Consider the following 19,690-nt stretch of genomic DNA (forward strand, 5'->3'; position numbering starts at 1 on the left):
CGCCCGGAATGACCAGAGCGGCGATCGTGGCGCATGTCGACCGGGCGGCTTTTGCGGCCGGTTTCATCGACCGGCTGCGAACCGCGGGGCTGCCGGTCGGTCACGCCGATGCCGCAGTATTGTGCCGCGCACTCGACGTGCTGGGGCGAGCCGTGCTGTCGGATCGACGGCAGCTGTATTGGACGATGCGGATCACGCTGGTGCGTAGGCAATCCGACCTGTCGACGTTCGATGCCGTGTTCGCCGCGGTGTTCGACGATGCGGTCTTCTCGCTGGATCCGGTCGCGATGCGCAGTCGGTCGGGGCAACAGGACCGTCCGGTTGCCAGGGATGCGGCCGGACGTGGGGGTGCGGGAGACACGTTGCCGTGGGCGACGCTGCCGCGCATGTCGGTCGTCGACGAGTCGGCCGCCGGAGATGACGATGGTTCACCGGTCTGGGTGCCTCGTCCCAGCGCCATCGAAGCGATTTCCGGACTGCCCTTCGACCGGTTGGACACCGCACAACTGCGGCAGGTCGAGGCATGGTTGGACGGCGCGATCGCAACGTGGCCCCGTCGACGCGGGCGTCGGGAACGAACGCGCGTCGATGGTAGGCGAATCGACCTGCGCGCCACATTGGCACGTTCCCGGTACACCGGATGGGAGCTGGCCGACGTTGTCTATCGCGGGGCGATGTGGCGCGATCGCCGCGTGGTGATGATCTGCGACGTGTCTGCGTCCATGCAGGCCTACACCAGCGCCTACCTGCACGTCATGCGTGTACTGACGCGATACGGACGCGGCGAGACCTTCGCGTTCGGCACCACGCTGACTCGGATGACGCCGATGCTGGCCCGCTCCTCGGTCGACGACGCCATCGAGAAGGCGAGTGCGCAGGTGACCGACCGATTCGGCGGAACCCGGATCGCGTCGAGCCTGCAGGCACTGGTCGCCTCCCGCCACGGGCAGACGCTGCGCGGAGCGATCTGCGTGATTGCCTCCGACGGTTGGGATTCTGACGATCCGGCGCATATGACACGCGCGATGGCGCGGATAACGCGCCGAACCTTCGCGGTGGTCTGGCTCAACCCGCGCGCCGGTGCCGACGGGTACGAGCCGCTCGTGGGCGGCATGGCTGCCGCCCTGCCGTACTGCGACCGCGTGCTCCCGGCGGCGACAGTCGCCGACCTCGCCGATCTGGTCACCGCGGTGACCGAGCTTCGCCGGCGATGAATGGTTCACGGACTCGATTCCACCAGGTGACGTCAATTCCACAGGGTGACATAGACCGCGGGCCGGAAGTTCTTCACCGGTACACCCGAACCGCGCAGCATGGCCTGGATCGCCCTCGGAGTGGTGACGAAGCGCATGAGTTCACCGGCCGTGCGGGTGGCGTCGTGGGCGAGGGTCGTCGCGCTCCAGGTGGCGCGCCGGTGCACACCCGCACCTGAGACGCGGGTGAGGCGCCCGGCGGCCAGATCGGAGTGCACCGCGAAGGTCAGCGCCAGCGTCAATCCGGTGCCGCGTTGGGTTTCCTCCCAGGCGGCGGCGTCGCTCTGGAAGATCCGCTGGGATTCCTCGGCGATGCCGAGATCGGCCAGCATCTCGGGAATGGCGCCGCGTTTTCCGGTGGCCGATGGGCCGAGATTCCAGGTGGCGTAGGCCAGTTCCTCCGGGCTCGCCCGCCGCTCGGTGAACCGATGGCTCGGGGCCGCCATCACCTCGATGTCATAGGTCAGGAACTCGCGGCTGCTCAGCGCCGGGACGGCCGCCGTCGTCTCCGATTCCAGCGGTGCCGGTCCGATGGCGATGTCGACGGCACGCGAGGCGAGCAGGGTGGCGAACTGATCTGGCGGCTGGACGGTGAGTTCCACCCCGAGGTCCTTTGCGCGGCGCGTGAACAGATCGATCAACCCGCCGGCGGCGTGCTCGGCGAACAGGCTCGACGCGGCGAGGCGAATTGTCCGCTGGCCACCGGCAGCGGCTTCGACTTCGCTGACCGTTTGGTCTTGCAGGCCCAGGATCTCCACTGCGCGCGCCGCGAGCCGCAAACCCCCAGGGGTGAACGCCAGTCCGGAATGTGTGCGTCGGAACAACTGGTCGCCCAGGCTCTTGCGTAGTTGGGCGACATGCATCGACACCGCCTGCTCGGTGAGGCCGAGTTCTGCTGCTGCTTGCTTGACCGACCCGGTCCGCACGATGGCGACGAATGCGCGCAGTTGGGCCGATGTCATGGACCCCATGGTATTTGAGGCCGCGCCGCGGTGAGCCGATCGATCGCGGCATGATCTGCCGCGAGTTGTCGGTGAATGCCGCTCCACATCACAAACGGGAATGATTACCATTAATGATTTGAAGGTCGATAACGAACGAGGCGGTCCGATGGTGACCGTGTGTGCCGGTCACCGATGCAGAGCGCTCTGGCAATTGCTCGACGAATCGTCGTCAGATCCCGACGATGTCATGCCCCAACGCACCTCGGATCAGCTCAAACACGCCATCAGGGACACCCCGCCGAGTGTCGAGAGGTTCCGCGGACGCTCCGCTCCGTTGTGATCAGGCCGCACGGCCGTCGATGACTGCACCCGTCTACCCGTTCACCGCCGTCCTTGGGTCCGGCGCCCTCAATGGAGGACTGTTGCAGACCGCCGTTGAGGCGGAGTCTCGATCCATTTGGCCGATGTGCGAGTTATCCCGACAGCGTGGCTTCTCAGTCACTGACGACTCGATAGCGGATCAACCGAGAGCTATTGAGCACCACCGCAACCGACGAGGCGTTGTGCAGGATCGCCGCGATGACAGGAGAGAGCGCGCCGCCCGCGCCCACGATGAGCCCGACCGCATTGACCGCGATCGACATCCCATAGTTTTGCCGAATCACGTCCACCGTGTGGCCGCCGAGATCGCGGATGTCGAGAAGTTTGCGGAGATCGTCACCCGCAAGGGCGATGTCGGCCGTCTCCACCGCGACATCGGTGCCGGCGAGACCCATCGCGATACCGACGTCGGCGGCAGCGAGGGCCGGTGCGTCGTTGACACCGTCACCGACCATGGCCACCACGTGTCCGCGGGCCTGGAGTTCGTGGACCAGCGCAAGCTTGTCGTCCGGAGTGACCTCGGCCGCCCACTGGTCGATGCCGAGTTGGCCGGCGATGGTCGCGGCAGTGACCGGATGGTCGCCGGTGAGCATGGCGATCTCCGTGACACCGTCGGCGCGCAGGGCGTCGAGGACGGCCCGCGCCTCCGGCCGCAACTCGTCGGACAGACTGACGAGGCCGACGAGTTGTCCGTCGACGGCGAGGAGGAGAGGGGTCTCGCTGGCGTGCCGCAGCTTGTCGACCCAGTCGAGGGCATCCTCGTTGATGGCGACGCCGTGATTCTCCAGCAGAGACGGGCTCCCCAGGAGCAGTTCGCGCCCATCGTCGGCTCGGGTGCGCATGCCGAGTCCGACGATCACCTCGCACTCTGCGTGGGTGGGAATCTCGATGCGGCGCTCTTCGGTCGATCGGATGACCGCCTCGGCCAGTGGGTGGCGTGAATGGATCTCCGAACTCGCGGCATAGGCGAGGATCTGTTCGGGTTGCCAGTCGTCGGAGAATGCCACCACATTGGTGACGATCGGTCGTCCCACGGTGAGCGTCCCGGTCTTGTCGAACACGACCGCGGAGATGCGGCTGGACTCCTCGAGGTGCGAGCCGCCCTTGATCAGGATGCCGCGGCGGGCGCCGTTGCCGATGGCACCACTGATCGCGGTCGGCGTGGACAGGCCAACCGCGCACGGGCAGGCGATCAGCAGCATGGTCATCGCCCGGCGCAGATCTCGAGTTGCCAGCAGTGTCAGCGCTGACAGCGCGAACGACGCGGGTACGAATCGGCGGGAGAAGTTCTCGCCGACCGTCTGGATCGGAGCGCGGTCTCGTTGCGCCTCCTCGACGCGGGTGATGATGCGGCCGATGGCGGTGTCGGGGCCGACGGCGTCTGCCTCCACGACGATGCGGCCCGTCATGACGACCGATCCGGCCTGTATCCGGTCGCCGGTGTGTTTGGCGACCGGCAGGTTCTCGCCGGTCAACGCCGATTGATCGACCACGGCTTCGCCATCGACGATGACGCCGTCGACGGCCACCGCGATCTGTTCGTGCACGACGACGTGATCGCCAACGTGCAGTGCGTCGATCGGTGTCTGAACCTCGGTGCCGTCGTCGAGGCGTACCCAAGCGGCGTCCTGGGTGCCGCGCAACAGATCGGATATCGCGCGCCGGGTTCTCCGCAGCGTGAGGTCCTGTAGGAACTCGCCGATGTTCAGCAGCCACAGCACCGTGAGCGCCACGACATTCTCCCGCAACAGCAGACTGGCGATCGTCGCCGCGGATACCAGCGCGTCGGTACCGGCACGGCCACCCCGCAGCGACCGCAGAGCGCCCTTGAGGAACGGGTATCCCGAGAAGATGGTGATCGCGGTCGCCGCGGTACGGGTCGTCGGTCCGAGGAACGGGGGATGGCGGAAGACGTACCGACGAACGCCGAGCAGTACCAGTGCGCCCGCGCCGATTCCCATGCGGAGGAGATCGCTGTTGGTGATCTCCGCCGAGTGCGGCGGGCGCTGGGGGACATGCTCGGGGTCGGTGAGGGCAGCGGCTTCGATCGCGTGCATGACGGCGGTACGGTCGGTTCCGTTCCGTAGCCAAACGACGACCGACGCCGTCCGCGGATACGCGTGAACGGCGCGCACACCGTGTACGTGCGCGACGCTCTCTTCGATCGCCACCGCCCGCTGGTCGCCGGTGTGGCGATCCGCGCAGCGCAGCCACGGCACGGTCATGCGGACTCGGCCGGCGGCATCGGAGCGAGTGGCGATGTGTCCCGTCGGATTGTCCAACGCTGTGGCGGTGGTCGTCGTGCTCACCCGGTCAGTGGTCGTGGTCGTGCGGGACTGCAGTACCGGGCGGTGTCGACTCCTCGCCTAGGCGACCTTTCGCCTCTGCCACGATGTCCGAGGTGTTCAGCCGGACCGATTCGGCAACCTCTTCGGCCTTGCGGGTGCCGCGAATGCCCCAGGTGGTGGCGATGACAGCGCCCTCGCGCAGCGGCGCCCGACGGACGACGGCGCGTGCAGCATCGTAGGCGGCGGCGCCGACCAAGCCGGTGGCGACGGTGGCGCCCGCTTTCGCGAGTAGTCCGTGGATCGACACTGAAGTTCTTCCTGCAGTATTCGTCGGCAAACAGACTTCCATACGACGTCATTCTTGTCGGAATCGTTTCCATTACAGCATGAGCGTCCGGCAATTCGGAAATCGTTGTCGATAAGGGGTAGCGTTGGTCTCGACGTCGCGTGATTGCCGTGGCGCTCAACCTGCCGGCGCCGCAACTGCTATACGTACCTGCGAGATATCGAACTGTGAACTGGGTCAATACAATTCGCTCGAAAGACTCTGCCGACGCCAGGGACGCTGCCTGGTCGCTGCTGCTGGTTGTCGCTGCTCTGGCAGTCACCGCGCTCGTGGTGGTTCACCTCAGCGCTTCGCCCGCTCAGCCGAGCGTGGACGAACGTTCCGCGCAGAGTAGCGACGATGCTGCGACCGGTCAGGTGTCGCCGATGGCGCAGGTTCTGAACTGTGAGGGCAACACTGATGCCCGATTGATCACAGTGAGTCTGAGCGAGCAGAGTCTTGCGCTGTGTGAACACGACAATCCCGTCGGATACTCACCGGTCACCACGGGCCGGGTGGCGCTCGGTGACGGAACGCCGCTGGGCACCTGGCACATCAACAGCCGCGAGACAGATCGGTTCCTGACCGGTCCGGACTATCGGGTCTTCGTCAACTATTGGCTGCCGTTCGTCGGTGACTACGGATTCCACGACTCGTCGTGGCAGGACTTCGCTTACGGCGATACAACCGCATACAAATCGCGCGTATCGCGCGGCTGCATACATGTACCGCGACCGGAGATGGACAAGCTGTACCAATGGGTTCGCATCGGGACGACGGTGACCATCGTCCCCTGATCGATGGCATCTCGCCGTTCGGGAGTCACAGGAGATACGTCCTTGTCATCGACTTCCACAACTCGAGGTGTGGGTCGGTGGTCGGATCGCGGCGGTCGATGAGATAGGTGGTGGCCACCCCACGCATGCTCGACAACAGCAGCGGGTACAGCTCGGGGTACCGCGGTCGGGAGGTCAGTTCGTCGCCGAGGAAACTGGCGACGGCGCTACGCACCGTCGGTCCCAGGCGCCGTTCCGTCGGCACCAGTGCGTTGCGGAGCTGCTCGTTGGTCCGTGCGGCGATCCACAGTTCCATCGATGCGACGAAATACGGTTGGTGAAACGTGGTCCAGCCCAGTTCGATCGCGGGCCCGATCCGTTCGGCGGGATCACTGGGCCAGTCCACCTGTTCGGGCATTTCCGCGATGCGGGTGCGTGCGAGATGATCGACGGCGGCCATCAGAAGGCTGTCTCGGGAGGGGTAATGATGCAGTAGCCGGCCCCGCGTCACACCTGCTTCGGCCTGAATCGCCAGTGTGCTGGTCTTGGCGTAGCCGCGTTCGACCAGTATGCGGAGCGCGGCATCGAGGATCTGGGACCGGGTGCGCTCACCGCGTGGCCGGGTGGCCGGGTGGTCGGTTGCGCGCGGCGAGGGATCCATGCCGCGAGTCTAGTGTCGACGCGGCGCGCTGTGCTGCGGCGTCAGACGTCGAGGACATGCGGTTGACCCGCGCGATAACGCTTGCGGTCTTCGTCCTTGAACGGATCGAGCATCGGCAACTCCCACAACGGGAAGACCGGCGCGGGCCGTGCGGGACTGTCGGCTGCCGCGAGGATCGCGTTGGTGGCTCGTCGACCGGATTCGTTGGCTCCCTCCATCGTCGCCAGATCGATGTTGGTCCGGACGTGGTCGCCGGCGATGAAGAAGTTCGGCAGCCGGGTGTGCGCGGTGGGACGATCCGCGTAGGAGCCGGCGGTGTTGACCATCAGCGGGGTGGCGTTCTGGATGGTCGGGGACCAGGTGATACCCGGGTCCAGCGACCAGCTGACCAGTTCCTCATCGCGCAGGATCGGCTTTCCGCCGGCGTTCATCGCCCGGCTCATCTGCGCCCACACCTCGCGCGCGATCTCCTTGCGGGTGCACTGTTTCGCGGTCTTGCCGTAGAGGATTCCGGGCTTCTCCCATTCGGAGATGTCGATGGACAGGCAGTCGCGCACCGTGCCGTCCCCGTAGGTCTTGGCGAAGTCGACATTCCACGGCTTCGCCTGGAACAGTCCCGTCAGCGCCCATGGGGTTCCGAGTGATGCGATGTGGCTTGGCGGTACCTCTGCCTCGCGCGACAGGAAGTACTGGATGCCGACCATCCAATCGTCTTGGAGACGACGGATTCCGGCCAGTGTTGGATCGGCACCCACGAGGTCGGGGGTGAGCAACGGCTTGAGGCGGTCGATGGGCATCGCCGCGACGAACCAGTCGGCGGTCACCGTGCTGCCGTCGCTCATGGCGGCGCCGGTGATGCGCCTGCCGGACACCTGGAATCGGCTGACGCCGGTTCCCATGGCGAATCGCACCCCACGCGACCGGAGGTAGGCGACCCACGGATCGATCCAGGTGTGGTTGGTCGGCCCGTTGAGGATCCGGTCGACGCCACCGTTGACCAGCTCCGCGTCGTACTGCCCGACCAGCCCGGTGGCGGAGGTGGCCAGCGCCAGGCCGATCTGGCCGATCGTGCGAGCAGACGCGGTGTGTGACTTCGCCGCGACCAGGGCACGTGTGAGTGCGCCCGCCAGGTAGGCGCGGTAGGCGGGCGACTTGCCGTCTGCTTTGACGAACTGCAGCCACGACTGCTTCTCCCACTGGCCCAGGCGTCGTTCCTCGCAACTGGTCGCGATGACGAGCTCGCGAGCCACGAAGTAGGCCAGCTCATGCGGCGGGATGTCCACCACGAACTTCAGACCGGTGGTCAGTGCGTTGCGCAGGTTCTCGAGGTTGACGATGTCGGCGGCATGGTCAACGAAACCCATGATCGAGGCGGGGGCCGACACCGGCGCGTACCCCGCGTCGTCGAATGCGACGACCGCGGCTTCGACGTTGACCAGGTGACGGTTCTTGACGTCGCCGCCACCGGCGAGCGGAATGCGCTCCATCGTGTCCGGAACATGTTGGTAGCAGCCTGGATAGAAGCGGAAGCCGTGTTCTCCCGGCAGATGGTGACGACCGCCGCGTGCGGTGTTCGGCACATCGTGGCTACGCGCCTTGCCGCCGAGGAAGGCGGGCTCGTACACGGTCACCCGGAATCCGCGTTCGATCAGTTCGTGCGCGGCCGCCAGCCCTGACATCCCGCCGCCGAAGATGGCCACCTCGCGGCCCTTGCTCTGGCCGACGCGCGGGACCGCTCGGGCCGACGGCACCGCCACATTCGGTAAGGCGACCGCGGTGCCGGCCAGCACCGCTGCGGCAGCCGCACCCGTGAGTGCGGAACGTCGATTGATGTCGTTTCGGTCGATGTCCATGGCCCCGTCCCTTGACAAACCAGTCAGTACTGACTGATGTGATTTCTACCACTCTTGGAGCGACCGTGGGACGAGTTGGCTAAACAGTCTCAAAAAAGTTGGTCGAGTGTCTCAGTGGGCGCGTGGTGCGTGTCGGACGAGGCCATTGGGAGCCACTCGACGGGAAACAGCGCCCACTCGACGGGAAACGGCGCCCAGTCAACGGGTCTGACTGAGGAAGGGCGCGACGAGGCCGGGGGAGACGGTGTCGATGACGTGTGCGGACGACTCGGGTGCGAGGTCGACCATCGCGTAGGCCTCGGTGCCGGCGGCGGTCGCCAGCACCAGCGTCTCGACGCCGCGGCGACGCTGGAACAACGATGCGCGCGAGGCCCAGCCGACGACACCGTCGCGGGCCACGGCGTAGCGATGACGCGCGACCCGCGGTGGGGCGACGACCACCGACCGATCAGTGATCCGGTATCCGAGATTGCGGTAGCGCACCACGCCGAGGCCGCTGCCGCCGATCGCAGCGGCGATGGCGACGGCCAGCCATGGCCAGGTCAGCGGGCCCGCGACGGCGGCGATCACCAGAACGGCGATCAGAGCGCCGCCGAGGAAGCCTCGGGTGAGGCGTCGCGACCGGGCCCCGGAACCGTGTCGGATCAGCGGCACCGTGAGTTCGTCGCCGTCGTGGGTCACCAGCCGGCCGACACGGATCGCTTCGTCGGCCGGTGCGGGTGGCAGCAACAGTGGGCTCTTGGACGAGCCGGTGGCGATGGCATGCAGACGTGCTCCATGCAGCGGCCGCATCAAGATCGGTTCGTGAAGGTGGACGCCGCGAATCCGTTCCTCATCGAGGCTGGTCGCGTTGGTCGTCAGGAGTCCGCGCCGAATCCGCAACGTCGCGTCGTCGCCGTTGCGGCTCAGATCGAAGTTCCAGTACCCGAGTACGTAGCCCGCGACCGACAGCACCGCACCAACGACGAGCACGGCCACGACTGCCGTCGTGACGAGCAGCGGTACCGGAATCGCGCGGAGCCGGTCGGCGGTGCTCTCGGCGATGTCGGCCCCACGTTCATAGAGGCCGGCCTCACCGGCGATCTGCGCGGCGAGCCCACCGACGGCGGCGGCCGCGGCGAGCCCTGCCATCGAGAACGGTGCATAGCGCAGCCAGGACAGCCGAAAGCGTGAGAGCTGCTGGGGAGCCGACACGCGATCGGAGGGTGTAGCGGTCTGGGCGCTGTCGCGCGCCGCGGTCGCCATCAGGGATTCGTGCAATCCGTGGGCTTCGGGTGCACCGATCGCGTTGAGTTCCACCACCGACGACTGCTTGTCACCGCCGGTACCGATCCGGACCTTCTGCAGGCCGAGGATGCGCAGCGGGAGCGATGCGGTGAGGTCCACGCTGCGCACGCGGTCCCGGCGGGCGGTGGCCACCTTCTTGGTCAGCCACCCGCTGCGCACCCGCACGTGTTCGTCGGTCACCTGATAGCGGGTCGTCAGCCACGGGACCAGGGCGACCACCACCACGGCGACGACGCCGAGCGCCAGCATGAGCAAAGGCGCGTTGCGGCCGGCGAAGACGATCGCCAGTGCCACCGGGATCAGCTGCGGCAGTTGCTCTACGGGGCGGACCGCCATCATCCAGGGGGACAGACGATGCCACTGGTCGTGGCGGTCGACGACGATGGCGCCGGGGTCAGGTCGCGTCATCGGTGTCGGCCTGCGTACGCGCGGTGAGGTCGGCGGCGGTGGTGCGTGCGACAGCTGAGTCGAGTCCGACGATACGGATGGTGCCCGCCGAGGATGCGGTGGTGACGGTAAGCGTGGCGAGGTTGAGCAACTGTTCGATCGGGCCGGCCGCCGTGTCGACGACCTGGATACGTGCGATCGGGATCATCACGCGCGACCGGGTGAACCATCCCGATTGGGTGTACACGGCCTCGTCACTGATCTCCCAACGGTGAAACCGATAGCGCCACATCGGTACGACCGTGACGTAGAACGCAGTGACCAGCGCACAGACGATCGCGGCGATGACGGCGATCAGCCGCACCTGATCGACGAGCGCCGCGACGATGACGCAGGCAGCGAGCAAGGGGAGCCCCGCCAACAGGGGCGTCATCCGCCACATCGTGATCGACCGTCGATCGACTCGGTGGGCGGGTTCGCGCAGGAGCAGCGCAGGGGTGTCAGCCATGTCATCGACAGTCTACGAACTCCGGTGCCCTACGCGTCTCAGCCGACCGACGTCGTGTCGACCGTGACCCAGGTCGGATGCTTCGCCGTTCGATCGTCACCGGATGAGCGACCACGCAGGCGCCGGATTACCCAGGGTGTGAGATGGGTGCGGACGAATCGTAGATCCTCCACGGCGCGACCGCGACCGGCAGCGGCGAGCGGTGGATCCGGGATCGGCACCGTGTGCACGCCGAGCGCAGCCAACAGCTGTGCGGCGACACGCTGATGGCCGACGGGGTTGAGATGGAGTCGATCGTCGGACCAGTACCCGGGTCGGCGGAGCTCGGCATCGTGGAAGAGATCGACGAACCTCACACCCATCTCCTCGGCGAGCGCCGCCGTCGCAATGGTCAGCGTCTCCCCGCGGGTCCGGATGGTGTCACCGAACGGCAGTCCGCCGGACGGGTCCGCGCCGGCGAGCAACAGCACGTCGATCCCGGCTTCGACGCAGCGGCGCACCGCGATCCTGGTCAGTTCGATCAGTCCGTCGGGATCGATACCGCGCCGCAACATGTCGTTGCCGCCGCCGTTGAACGTCATCAGCGTCGGCAGTGGATCGAGGGCCAGTGCCGCGTCGACCTGCTCGGTCGCGATCGGCGCCAACAACCGGCCACGGATCGCCAGATTCGCGTACTCGATGTGGCCATGGTGCAGGGCGAGCCCGTCGGCGACCAGATCTGCCCACCCCCGCGCCTGCTCGCCGACCAGCGCTCCGCCCAGACCTTCGGTGAAACTGTCGCCGACCGCGACGTATCGAACTGGATTCGTCTGCTGCCGCATGGTTTAGGTGACGGTGATGCCGCCGTCGACCGGGATGGTCTGCCCTGTCACGTACCCGGCGGCAGGTGAGGCCAGCCAGATGGCGGCGGCGGCCAGTTCCTCGCCTTGTCCGATGCGGCCGAGCAGGATGCGCGGTGCCTGGGAATCGATGTAGCCGTCTTGGTAGCTGTCGGTCATCTCGCTGGCGAAGAATCCGGGGGCGATGGCGTTGACCCGAATTCCCTTGCGTGAACCCCACTGCTGGGCGAGATCTCGGGTCAGCCCGATGACACCGGCCTTGCTGGCCGAGTACGCGGCCTGGGGGAGCCCGGCAGTGGTGAGTCCGAGGATGCTGGAGATGTTGATGATTGCGCTGCCCGGTTGCATGACGCGCGCACACGCCTGCGCCATCCAGTACGACCCGTTCAGGTTGATGTCGATGACCGATCGGAACTGATCGGGCGTCTCGCGGGTCGCCGGCACCGCCGTCCCGATACCAGCGTTGTTGATCAAGATGTCGACGTGGCCGAACGCCTCCATCGCGGCGTCGACGACGGCTTGGCATTGGTCGGGATCGGCGATGTCGGCGGGCACGCTGAGGGCTTTGCGGCCCCGTGCTTCCACTTCGGCGGCAGTGTCGGCCAACTTCTCGGCACGCCGTGCGGCGAGCACGATGTCGGCGCCCGCCTCGGCGAAGGCCTTGGCGAACGCCACCCCGAGCCCCGACGACGCGCCGGTCACGATCACGACCTTGTCGGTCACGTCGAACAGATCTGTTATAGACATGCAGTTCTCCTCAATCTCGTGGCGTGGCGTGGCGTGGCGGGCCCCGCTACAGCCAGGCCGGGTCGGTGTCCAGGGTGGTCCGGTCCAGTGCCGCGACCAACTCGAGCTGTGTGCGGGTCTTGGGCAGTTCGTAGCCGAAGAAATAGCGAGCCGCTGCGCGTTTGCCGTCATAAAAGTTCCCGGTCTTCGCGCCGACGGCCAGGAGCTGTTCGAGCCACATCCAGGCCACCACGATGTGGCCGGCGGCCTCGAGATAGGTGGTGGCGTTGGCCAGGGCGACGGCCGGATCGCCCGTCGACCAGGCGGCCGCCGTGGTCGCCACGAGGTGGTCGACGGCGGTGCGCAGCTGTTCGCCGAACGCTGCGGTGTCGGGCTCGGCGATGGCGCGATCGATGGTGGCGCCGACGGTGTCGGTCAGCAATGCCAACCCGGCACCATCGGCCATGACGACCTTGCGGCCCAACAGATCCAGGCCGTGAATGCCGTGGGTGCCCTCGTGGATCGGGTTCAGACGGTTGTCGCGGTAGTACTGCTCGACATCGAATTCCTTGGTGTAGCCGTACCCACCGTGCACCTGGATGGCCAGACTGTTGGCCTCCAGACACCACTGCGATGGCCAACTCTTGGCGATCGGGGTGAGTACGTCGAGCAGCAGGCCCGCGCGCGCTTGCTCCTCGTCGGAGCCGGTCTGTTGCAGATCGACGAGCTTGCTGCAGTACAGCTCCAGTGCCAGCGCGCCCTCCACATAGGACTTCTGCGCCAGCAGCATCCGCTTGACGTCGGAGTGCTCGACGATCGGTATCGGCTTGCTCGCCGGGTCCTTCTGATCGACCGGACGGCCCTGGGTGCGCACCTTGGCGTATTCGAGTGACGCCTGATAACCGGCGTATCCCAGTGCGGTGGCGAGGAATCCGACCCCGATGCGGGCCTCGTTCATCATCTTGAACATGTACGACAACCCGCGGTGTTCCGCGCCGACGAGGTATCCGACCGCGCCGGGAATGTCGGTCGGGGTGTGCGTTCCGTCGCCGAAGTTCAGCAGAGTGTTGGTGGTGGCGCGATTGCCCATCTTGTGATTGAGCCCGACGAGCGCCACGTCATTGCGGGTGCCGTCAGCGAGATACTTCGGCACGATGAACAGTGAGATGCCCTTCACGCCCGGTTCGCCGCCGGGTGCCTTGGCGAGCACGAGGTGCACGATGTTCTCCGACAGTTCGTGCTCACCGGCGGAGATCCACATCTTGGTACCGGTGATGCGGTAGGAGCCGTCGGACTGCGGCTGCGCCTTGGTGGTGATGTCGGCCAGCGACGATCCAGCCTGCGGTTCCGACAGGCACATGGTCCCGAAGAAGCGGCCCTCGACCATCGGTCGCACCCAGGTGTCGATCTGCTCGGGGGTGCCGTATTCGGCGAGCAGGTTCGCGTTGCCGACGGTGAGGAATGCGTAGGACGACATCGCCGCATTGGCGGCCTGGAACCAGGCGCTCGAGGCACGACTGATCACCGTGGGCAACTGCATCCCGCCCAGTGCCTCGTCGAAGGAGCCTGCGGTGAGGCCGGCCTTGACGAACTCGGCGATGCCGGAGGTGATCTCGGCCGGCAACACGACCTTGCCGTCCTCACCTACGTAGGGTTCGTGCTGGTCGCCGAGCTTGTTCACCGGGGCGAAGCGCTTGGTGGCGAGGTCTTCGCTGAGCTCGAGCACCGCGTCGAACGTCTCCCGGGAGTGCTCCTGAAAACGAGTGCGAGCGGTGAGGGCCTCGGCGTCGAGCCACTCGTAGAGCAGGAACTCGAGATCGCGACGGGAGAGTGGTGCGGCCATGATGCTCCTTCGTTGGCTAAGCGATCGCTCATCTCCTAAGCGCTCGCTTATGATGCATCGTACAGTGCGATGAGGTCAACAAGGCCCTTGATCGAGTGAGGTGCGAGATGCCGGTGACGACGCGGGACTCTGCGGCCGCCGAACGGATTCGTCAGGCCGCCATCGCATCGTTCGCCGAGGTGGGCTACGGCGGGACGTCGACGCGGCAGATCGCCAAACGGCTGAACATGAGCGCCGCGGCGATGTACCCGCACTACAAGTCGAAGGAAGAGCTGCTCTACGCCATCGCAATGGATGGTCATCAGGGCGTTTTGTCGGCACTGCGCAAGGCCGACAACGACTCGCTGCCTGCGGCCGAACGGCTGCGGATCGTGATCGAGGAGTTCACCCGCTGGCAGGCCGAGCATCACGAACTGGCCAAGGTCGTGCAATACGAACTGCATGGCCTCACTCGCGAGCACTATCGGACGATCACCGCGATCCGCCGCGAAACCTCCGACGTGCTGGCCGCGATCGTGCATCGCGGGATCGACTCCGGTGAGTTCACCGTTACCGCGGCGGACGATGTAGTGCTGGCCCTGTCGTCGTTGTGTGTCGACGTGTGCCGGTGGTTCCCGTCGCGCACTCACCAGGATCCGGTGGAGCTCGGTGCAGCCTACGGGGAGCTTGCGGTCCGTATGGTGCGGTGATCGCCACGCGCATACGGTTTTCGGGCAATGTGGCCGCCGGCGCAAGGTGTCGCGTATCGCGCACCACCCTGGTTGGCGTGCAACTGTGGTGGCCGTCGGGTACGCGACACCGTTGCGGCGCCGTTGTTTCACGCTATGGAGTTTTCAAGGGACGGTTGCGGTCCCGACCGGGGTCGGGTGCGTGGGAAGACTGTGACTGCGTCGCTCAGGCGGCGGCGGGTAGGTTGTCGAGGTTGAGGGTGCGTCGGTTGTAGGCCGGTATCGGCCGACGTGTGGGGTCGACAGCGACGGGTGGGAGGAGCCAGGGATGTCGGTCGTGGCCCATGATCACTTCCCACCCGTTGTGGTGGATGTCGGCATGGCACGACGGGCACAGCAGACAGCCGTTGTCCAACACCGTGATTCCACCATCAGCCCAATGCACGAGGTGATGGCCCTGGCAGCGGGAGGCCGCCACACCGCATTTGATGCAACACTCGTCGCGTTTGTGCAACGCTTTACGCAGATGGGCTGGGAACAGGCGTTTGTCTTTACTCATCTCCATCGGCACCGCCTCACCATCGACGATCGCGACCGTCGCGGTGCTGTCACACGTCAACGTGCGCAGCATGGCTTCGGTGATCGACCCCAGGAACGGTAGTTCGGCCAGGTCAGGAGTATCGGCGGGCACCGACACCAGCAGTTGGTGACGGGGTGCGGAGGCCGCATCACCGCTGCGGGCAGCGATATCCAAGAGCGCTTCGAGGGCGTCGGCATGCCGGCGCTCGGGGCCGCGGGCGTCGGGTGAGCCGTCGGGTTCAGGGCGGGGTGCCGCCAACTCTTCCATTGCGGCCGAGAATTTTTCGCCGACTTCGGTGTTGAGGTCGGCGCGCACTTGCAGGCGTCCGTCACCGTCGACATCGTGGGTGAGCGTGTTGAGGTTGCGGTCCTCGGATGCCGGTAGCCCACCGGTGTCGGCGGCGGCCACCTGGTTGCCCAGACGACGCGCACGTTTCACGATGTCGGCGGGGGTGGCGCCGGAAAAGAATTGCGCGAGAAGTTCGGTCACGATATTTAGACGCGCCACATCGTCGAGCGGTTCCGCCGATCTTTTCCCGACATGCTCGACCCCTTTACCCACCGCATCCACATGTTCGGCAGAGATCGCCCCGTCGGCGGCATGCGCGGCCAGAGTGGGCAGGTGCTCGCGTGCTGTAGCGATACGGATCAGACGGGAGGCGACCGCCGGTGCCAGCCCCATCACGATCAACAACTCACTGAGTTTGCGGCCGTGGTCGCGGGCCACACCGAGTCGGTCGAGATGGCCGACCACCGTCGCGGCGTGATGGTCGATCAGATTACGCAACGTGACCAGAGCGGTCATCGCATCAAACGCTGCCCGCCCCGACATGTCGTCGTCGAAGCGCAGCTCACGCAGTGAATCAGTAATGGATGTGAGATCCCCCGAAGTTCTCATGATTCCAAGGTAATCGAAAGAATGTTCGACGTCAAGGAAGTCCTGGTGAGAATTAGTCTGCGACAGAACGTTTGGATGGGCGCGCAGTGAAAAATGCTGTTTTCATTGGACTTTGGTAAACAGGAGTCACAGGAGTTACGCGTTGTGGGTAGAAATCACCGTGAGAAGACAATTCGCCCGAACGTGCGGCAAGTTCGGCTGGATAAGCACTCGACGGCATCAACCACTGACGGCACCGTCGGTCACATCAGCTCCGATGGGCCGGCGGAGTAAGACCCCGATGGCAGCAGCGGATCGTTCATCCGGGGTGCGTATTGGTCGAAATAGACGCGCGCGATCAGTTCGCGGCGGCTGCGCACGCCCGCCTTGTCGAAGATCGACTTGAGATGATCCTGGACGGTATAGGCGGATACGTGCAGCGTTGTGGCGATGTCCTTGGTTGCGACCCCCTGCAGCACCATCTGGGTGACGTCGCGCTCGCGCGACGTGAGGCCGAAGGCGGCTACCACGAGTGGCACGATCTCCGGCGGCCGTGCCTCCTCGATGGTGACCACCACCTCGCCTACGCGATCGACGGTGCTCGACAAGGGCGAGGCGTGCACGAGAAGCCACATGCCCGATGCGCCGCGTACCCGCAGCCTCGGTGGGACATCGGATTCGCCCCGCCCGTACCGGCGTGCGGCGCTCACCAGGCCGGTGATCACCGACGTCGCGGCACCACTGTTCGCCCCGGACAGCAGATCGGCCACCCGCTCCTCGGCGCCAGCGCTCATCTGGATCATCTGATTGGAACTGTCGACGATGAGTACGCAGGGTCCTGAGGGCGTCGTCTGTGGCTCCGCGACGATGCTCGCGAGCAAACCCGTGCGGACGCCCCGCGCGAGCGGCTGTGACAACGTCCGCAGGAATTCGATCTCGCTCGGGATGAACGGCTTCTCGTCGAGCTCGCGGAAGAAGGCGATGCCACCCCACACCTGGTCGCCGTCACGCAGGATGAGCCGCGCTTCGTCGGTGAAGTCATAGTGCGGCCGCATGAACTCGTGCATGCGGGGTGAATCCTGGGTTCGGCCCGCCGTCAGGTCGTGCATGCCGACGGCATCGACACCGGCGCGGGCGAGCTGCCGAAACGACGAACACTCCGGTGCCCCGTACTCCCGCAGTCCCCACTCGTCGTCGTGCTCGTTGCGCCCCAACAGGTTTCCGTACTTGCGGGTGCTGGTCAGCAGCAGAGTGTTGGGATCCACGGTCGCCATACACGCCGCCGCGTGCGGTACGGCGCGAATCAGCGAACCGATCGCCTCACCGAGAAAGTCGCCGACGTCGAGACCGGCGCGGGCGAGTACGTCGACATCGCTGCGTACGCGCTCGGCAGTCAGACTCGTCGTCATGAAAAGATTCTCCGTTTTCGCAGGTCATCTGTCTATCCCAGATCTTTGGGAGACCCCGCGGCGAGGGTGCGCGGTGCACCCCCGCCGTCAGTGTGTGATCAGCCGATCCGGGTGAACATCCCCGCGGGGTCGTGGCGACGTCGGATCTCCTCGAGCCGCGACCAGTCGGCGGCCGTCCAGAGTGTGGACAGCTCGGCGGCCGGGGTCTGGCCCGCGAAGTTGAGCAGGCCGTCGCTCGCCCACGGGGAGAGGGCGCCGTTGACGGCAGCGACGTGGGACCCTGCCTGATCGCCCAGCGGTCCCGCGGGTACCCCGATCGCCATGACGCAATACCGGGCTGCACGCCCGGTCACCGCGTTGGGCACGCCCTGCGGCGAGGCGAGCGCACCGCCGAGCAGCCGGATCTCGACGATGGCCAGCGGACTCGCGACCTGCGGGCCGGCGACGGCCAACACCGCGTCGACGGCCTCGGCCGGTAGATCACGGATACCGCATCCGCGCTCGACGCTCGGTAGCGGACCGGGCGGGTCCATGTGCACCGCGTCGAGGGCAGCCGTCGGCAGGACGTCGACGTTGCTCAACAGCACCGGTCCGGCGGACATCATCGGCGCCAGCATCTGCGTACCCACGGCGGGATCGCCGGTGTAGGTGAAGCGCAGGTGTACGACAGTTTGTCCCTGCAACGGTGGTGGCAGATTCGGATCCGGTGGGAGCCGCACGATGGCCACCGACGACCCGGCGGTGTCCGGCAAGGTGGGCGCCCAGTCGCGCCACGCGTGCAGCACCTGCTCGGCCGCATCCCCGCCGAAGAAGACACCACCTCCGTAGATGGTGGCCAGATCGACCAGATCGAATTCGATCGCGGTGACGATGCCGCATCCGTCGCGGCCTCCGAGCAGTGCCCAGAACAGGTCGGAACCCGCACCCGCGTCGACCGTCCGGATGACACCGTCGGCGGTCACCAGTTCGATACGTCGTACCCGGTCGGCGGCGAAGCCGAATTGCCGTCCCAGCGGGCTGAGTCCACCACCGAGCGTGTAGCCGACGATGCCCACTGATGACGACGACCCGGCCAGCCCGGTCAGCCCGTGCGGTGCCGTTGCGGTGGCGAGATCGCGCCACCGGACCCCGGCGGCGACCCGGGCGGTCTTGGCCGCGGCGTCGACCTGGATGTCGGTCATGCGGGAGGTGGTGATGGTCAGGTGGCCACGGCCGGAGATGGCGGGCCCGTGTCCGGTGGCCCGGACGCCCACACGCAGTCCGTTGGCGCGGGCATAGCGCACTGCCTCGGCGACGTCGGCCGGCGACGTCGCGCCCACGACGACGGCCGGCGCGGGTGTGGCGGCCGCGTTGAAACCGGCCAGTTCGGTGGGGTAGTCGGCGTCGTCGGGGGTGAGCACCGGGCCGGCGACGGCCGCGTCGAGTTTTGTGACGTCGAGGGGACCGGCGGGCGGGATGTGTTCTTCGGGGGTGGTGATGGACATGGTTTCTCCTTGGATGAATCGGTGTTGCGTTGATGAGTTACGTTGGGGGACCGTGGTTGCGGTGAGAGGGCCGCACAACGGGATTGGGACGACGAAACTCAGCGCCCCGCCTGCACCGCGATCTCGACGGCGAGACCGGGTAGCGCGAGGGCGGTGACCCCGACCAGGGCGGCCGGCGGGGTGGCGCCGTGTACGTCGAGTCGTTCGGTGAGCGCCTCATACGCGGCCAGGGTGGCTGCGACGTCGGTGGTGTAGATGGTCATCATGAAGACGTCGGCGAGGGTCATCTGCGCCGAAGCGAGGATCTCTTCGATGTGGTGGACCGCAAGCGACAGTTGGGCCGCCACGTCGCCCTCGTGCACGACGGTGCCATCGTCGGCGACAGAAGCCTGCCCGGCAATGCTCAGCACTTGGCTGGGGGCAGGTCGCAACTGGGCGTGGTCGAAGCGGAACGGGGCGTTCCAGGTCGTCGGGTTGATGGCAACGATGGTGTCGGTTGGTGTGTTCATGGTTATGAGCCTGGCTCGTCGCCGCCACGTTGCCCATCCCGATCAACCGGGGAATCGCGCACCCAGAAACCTGGGGGTCGGTCATCCGACCGA

General features: G+C 66.4%; 17 protein-coding genes. 3 read left to right on the top strand and 14 right to left on the bottom strand.

The genetic code is table 11. The features are described from left to right. The first annotated feature begins 8 nt into the window (after nt 1-8). The gene (locus tag OSB52_RS14000; protein WP_266062292.1) at nt 9-1,214 is read left to right on the top strand and encodes a vWA domain-containing protein; all 1,206 of its coding nucleotides are present in this window, start codon (nt 9-11) and stop codon (nt 1,212-1,214) included. 32 nt (nt 1,215-1,246) lie between these two features. Here OSB52_RS14000 and OSB52_RS14005 read toward each other — a convergent pair whose 3' ends face one another. The 3 genes from OSB52_RS14005 to OSB52_RS14015 form a co-directional block, all read right to left on the bottom strand. Next, nucleotides 1,247-2,215: a LysR family transcriptional regulator gene (locus OSB52_RS14005; protein WP_235725087.1), complete on the bottom strand. Its 969-nt coding sequence runs from the start codon at nt 2,213-2,215 to the stop codon at nt 1,247-1,249. Between the two features lie 476 nt (nt 2,216-2,691). Beyond that, on the bottom strand, nt 2,692-4,803 hold the full coding sequence (locus OSB52_RS14010; protein WP_266062394.1) for a heavy metal translocating P-type ATPase: 2,112 nt from the start codon (nt 4,801-4,803) through the stop codon (nt 2,692-2,694). An 88-nt stretch (nt 4,804-4,891) separates the two neighbouring features. Next, a complete protein-coding gene (locus OSB52_RS14015; protein ID WP_266062294.1) occupies nt 4,892-5,173 on the bottom strand; it encodes a DUF1490 family protein in 282 nt (93 codons plus the stop codon). A 404-nt stretch (nt 5,174-5,577) separates the two neighbouring features. On the opposite strand from OSB52_RS14015, the gene OSB52_RS14020 reads away from it, so the two are divergent. Next, entirely contained in the window at nt 5,578-5,988 is a 411-nt protein-coding gene (locus OSB52_RS14020; protein ID WP_235725085.1) for a L,D-transpeptidase, read from the top strand. 25 nt (nt 5,989-6,013) lie between these two features. Here OSB52_RS14020 and OSB52_RS14025 read toward each other — a convergent pair whose 3' ends face one another. The 7 genes from OSB52_RS14025 to OSB52_RS14055 all read right to left on the bottom strand — a co-directional run bounded on the left by OSB52_RS14025 (nt 6,014) and on the right by OSB52_RS14055 (nt 14,071). Further along, nucleotides 6,014-6,628, bottom strand: coding sequence for a TetR/AcrR family transcriptional regulator (locus OSB52_RS14025; RefSeq protein WP_235725084.1), 615 nt, complete (start codon nt 6,626-6,628; stop codon nt 6,014-6,016). A 41-nt stretch (nt 6,629-6,669) separates the two neighbouring features. Then, entirely contained in the window at nt 6,670-8,481 is a 1,812-nt protein-coding gene (locus tag OSB52_RS14030) for a hydroxysqualene dehydroxylase (RefSeq protein ID WP_266062295.1), read from the bottom strand. A gap of 198 nt (nt 8,482-8,679) precedes the next feature. Further along, nucleotides 8,680-10,176 (bottom strand): PH domain-containing protein, encoded by a 1,497-nt coding sequence (locus OSB52_RS14035; protein WP_266062297.1) that lies wholly within the window; start codon nt 10,174-10,176, stop codon nt 8,680-8,682. Next, nucleotides 10,163-10,663, bottom strand: a complete 501-nt coding sequence (locus tag OSB52_RS14040) for a PH domain-containing protein (RefSeq protein ID WP_235725081.1) — start codon at nt 10,661-10,663, stop codon at nt 10,163-10,165. The genes OSB52_RS14035 and OSB52_RS14040 overlap by 14 nt, the downstream gene beginning before the upstream one ends. A gap of 38 nt (nt 10,664-10,701) precedes the next feature. Then, a complete protein-coding gene (locus OSB52_RS14045; protein WP_235725080.1) occupies nt 10,702-11,484 on the bottom strand; it encodes an SGNH/GDSL hydrolase family protein in 783 nt (260 codons plus the stop codon). 3 nt (nt 11,485-11,487) lie between these two features. Beyond that, complete coding sequence (locus tag OSB52_RS14050) at nt 11,488-12,249, bottom strand: SDR family NAD(P)-dependent oxidoreductase (protein ID WP_235725079.1); 762 nt, start codon at nt 12,247-12,249, stop codon at nt 11,488-11,490. A 46-nt stretch (nt 12,250-12,295) separates the two neighbouring features. Beyond that, nucleotides 12,296-14,071 (bottom strand): acyl-CoA dehydrogenase, encoded by a 1,776-nt coding sequence (locus OSB52_RS14055; protein WP_235725078.1) that lies wholly within the window; start codon nt 14,069-14,071, stop codon nt 12,296-12,298. 107 nt (nt 14,072-14,178) lie between these two features. Between OSB52_RS14055 and OSB52_RS14060 the strand changes: the two genes are divergently transcribed. After that, nucleotides 14,179-14,760 carry a TetR/AcrR family transcriptional regulator gene (locus OSB52_RS14060; protein WP_372475213.1) on the top strand — a complete coding sequence of 194 codons (582 nt, stop codon included), beginning with the start codon at nt 14,179-14,181 and terminating at the stop codon, nt 14,758-14,760. Nucleotides 14,761-14,965: 205 nt separating this feature from the next. Here OSB52_RS14060 and OSB52_RS14065 read toward each other — a convergent pair whose 3' ends face one another. The 4 genes from OSB52_RS14065 to OSB52_RS14080 all read right to left on the bottom strand — a co-directional run bounded on the left by OSB52_RS14065 (nt 14,966) and on the right by OSB52_RS14080 (nt 19,597). Then, on the bottom strand, nt 14,966-16,216 hold the full coding sequence (locus OSB52_RS14065; protein ID WP_266062300.1) for an HNH endonuclease: 1,251 nt from the start codon (nt 16,214-16,216) through the stop codon (nt 14,966-14,968). 242 nt (nt 16,217-16,458) lie between these two features. Continuing rightward, nucleotides 16,459-17,604, bottom strand: coding sequence for a helix-turn-helix transcriptional regulator (locus OSB52_RS14070; RefSeq protein ID WP_266062301.1), 1,146 nt, complete (start codon nt 17,602-17,604; stop codon nt 16,459-16,461). 98 nt (nt 17,605-17,702) lie between these two features. Continuing rightward, entirely contained in the window at nt 17,703-19,088 is a 1,386-nt protein-coding gene (locus tag OSB52_RS14075; RefSeq protein ID WP_266062303.1) for an FAD-binding oxidoreductase, read from the bottom strand. Between the two features lie 98 nt (nt 19,089-19,186). After that, a complete protein-coding gene (locus tag OSB52_RS14080) occupies nt 19,187-19,597 on the bottom strand; it encodes a RidA family protein (protein ID WP_235725073.1) in 411 nt (136 codons plus the stop codon). Between the last annotated feature and the right edge of the window lie 93 nt (nt 19,598-19,690).

Origin of the sequence: Gordonia aquimaris (assembly GCF_026262595.1) — a bacterium.
In the GTDB taxonomy this organism is placed as follows: domain Bacteria; phylum Actinomycetota; class Actinomycetes; order Mycobacteriales; family Mycobacteriaceae; genus Gordonia; species Gordonia tangerina.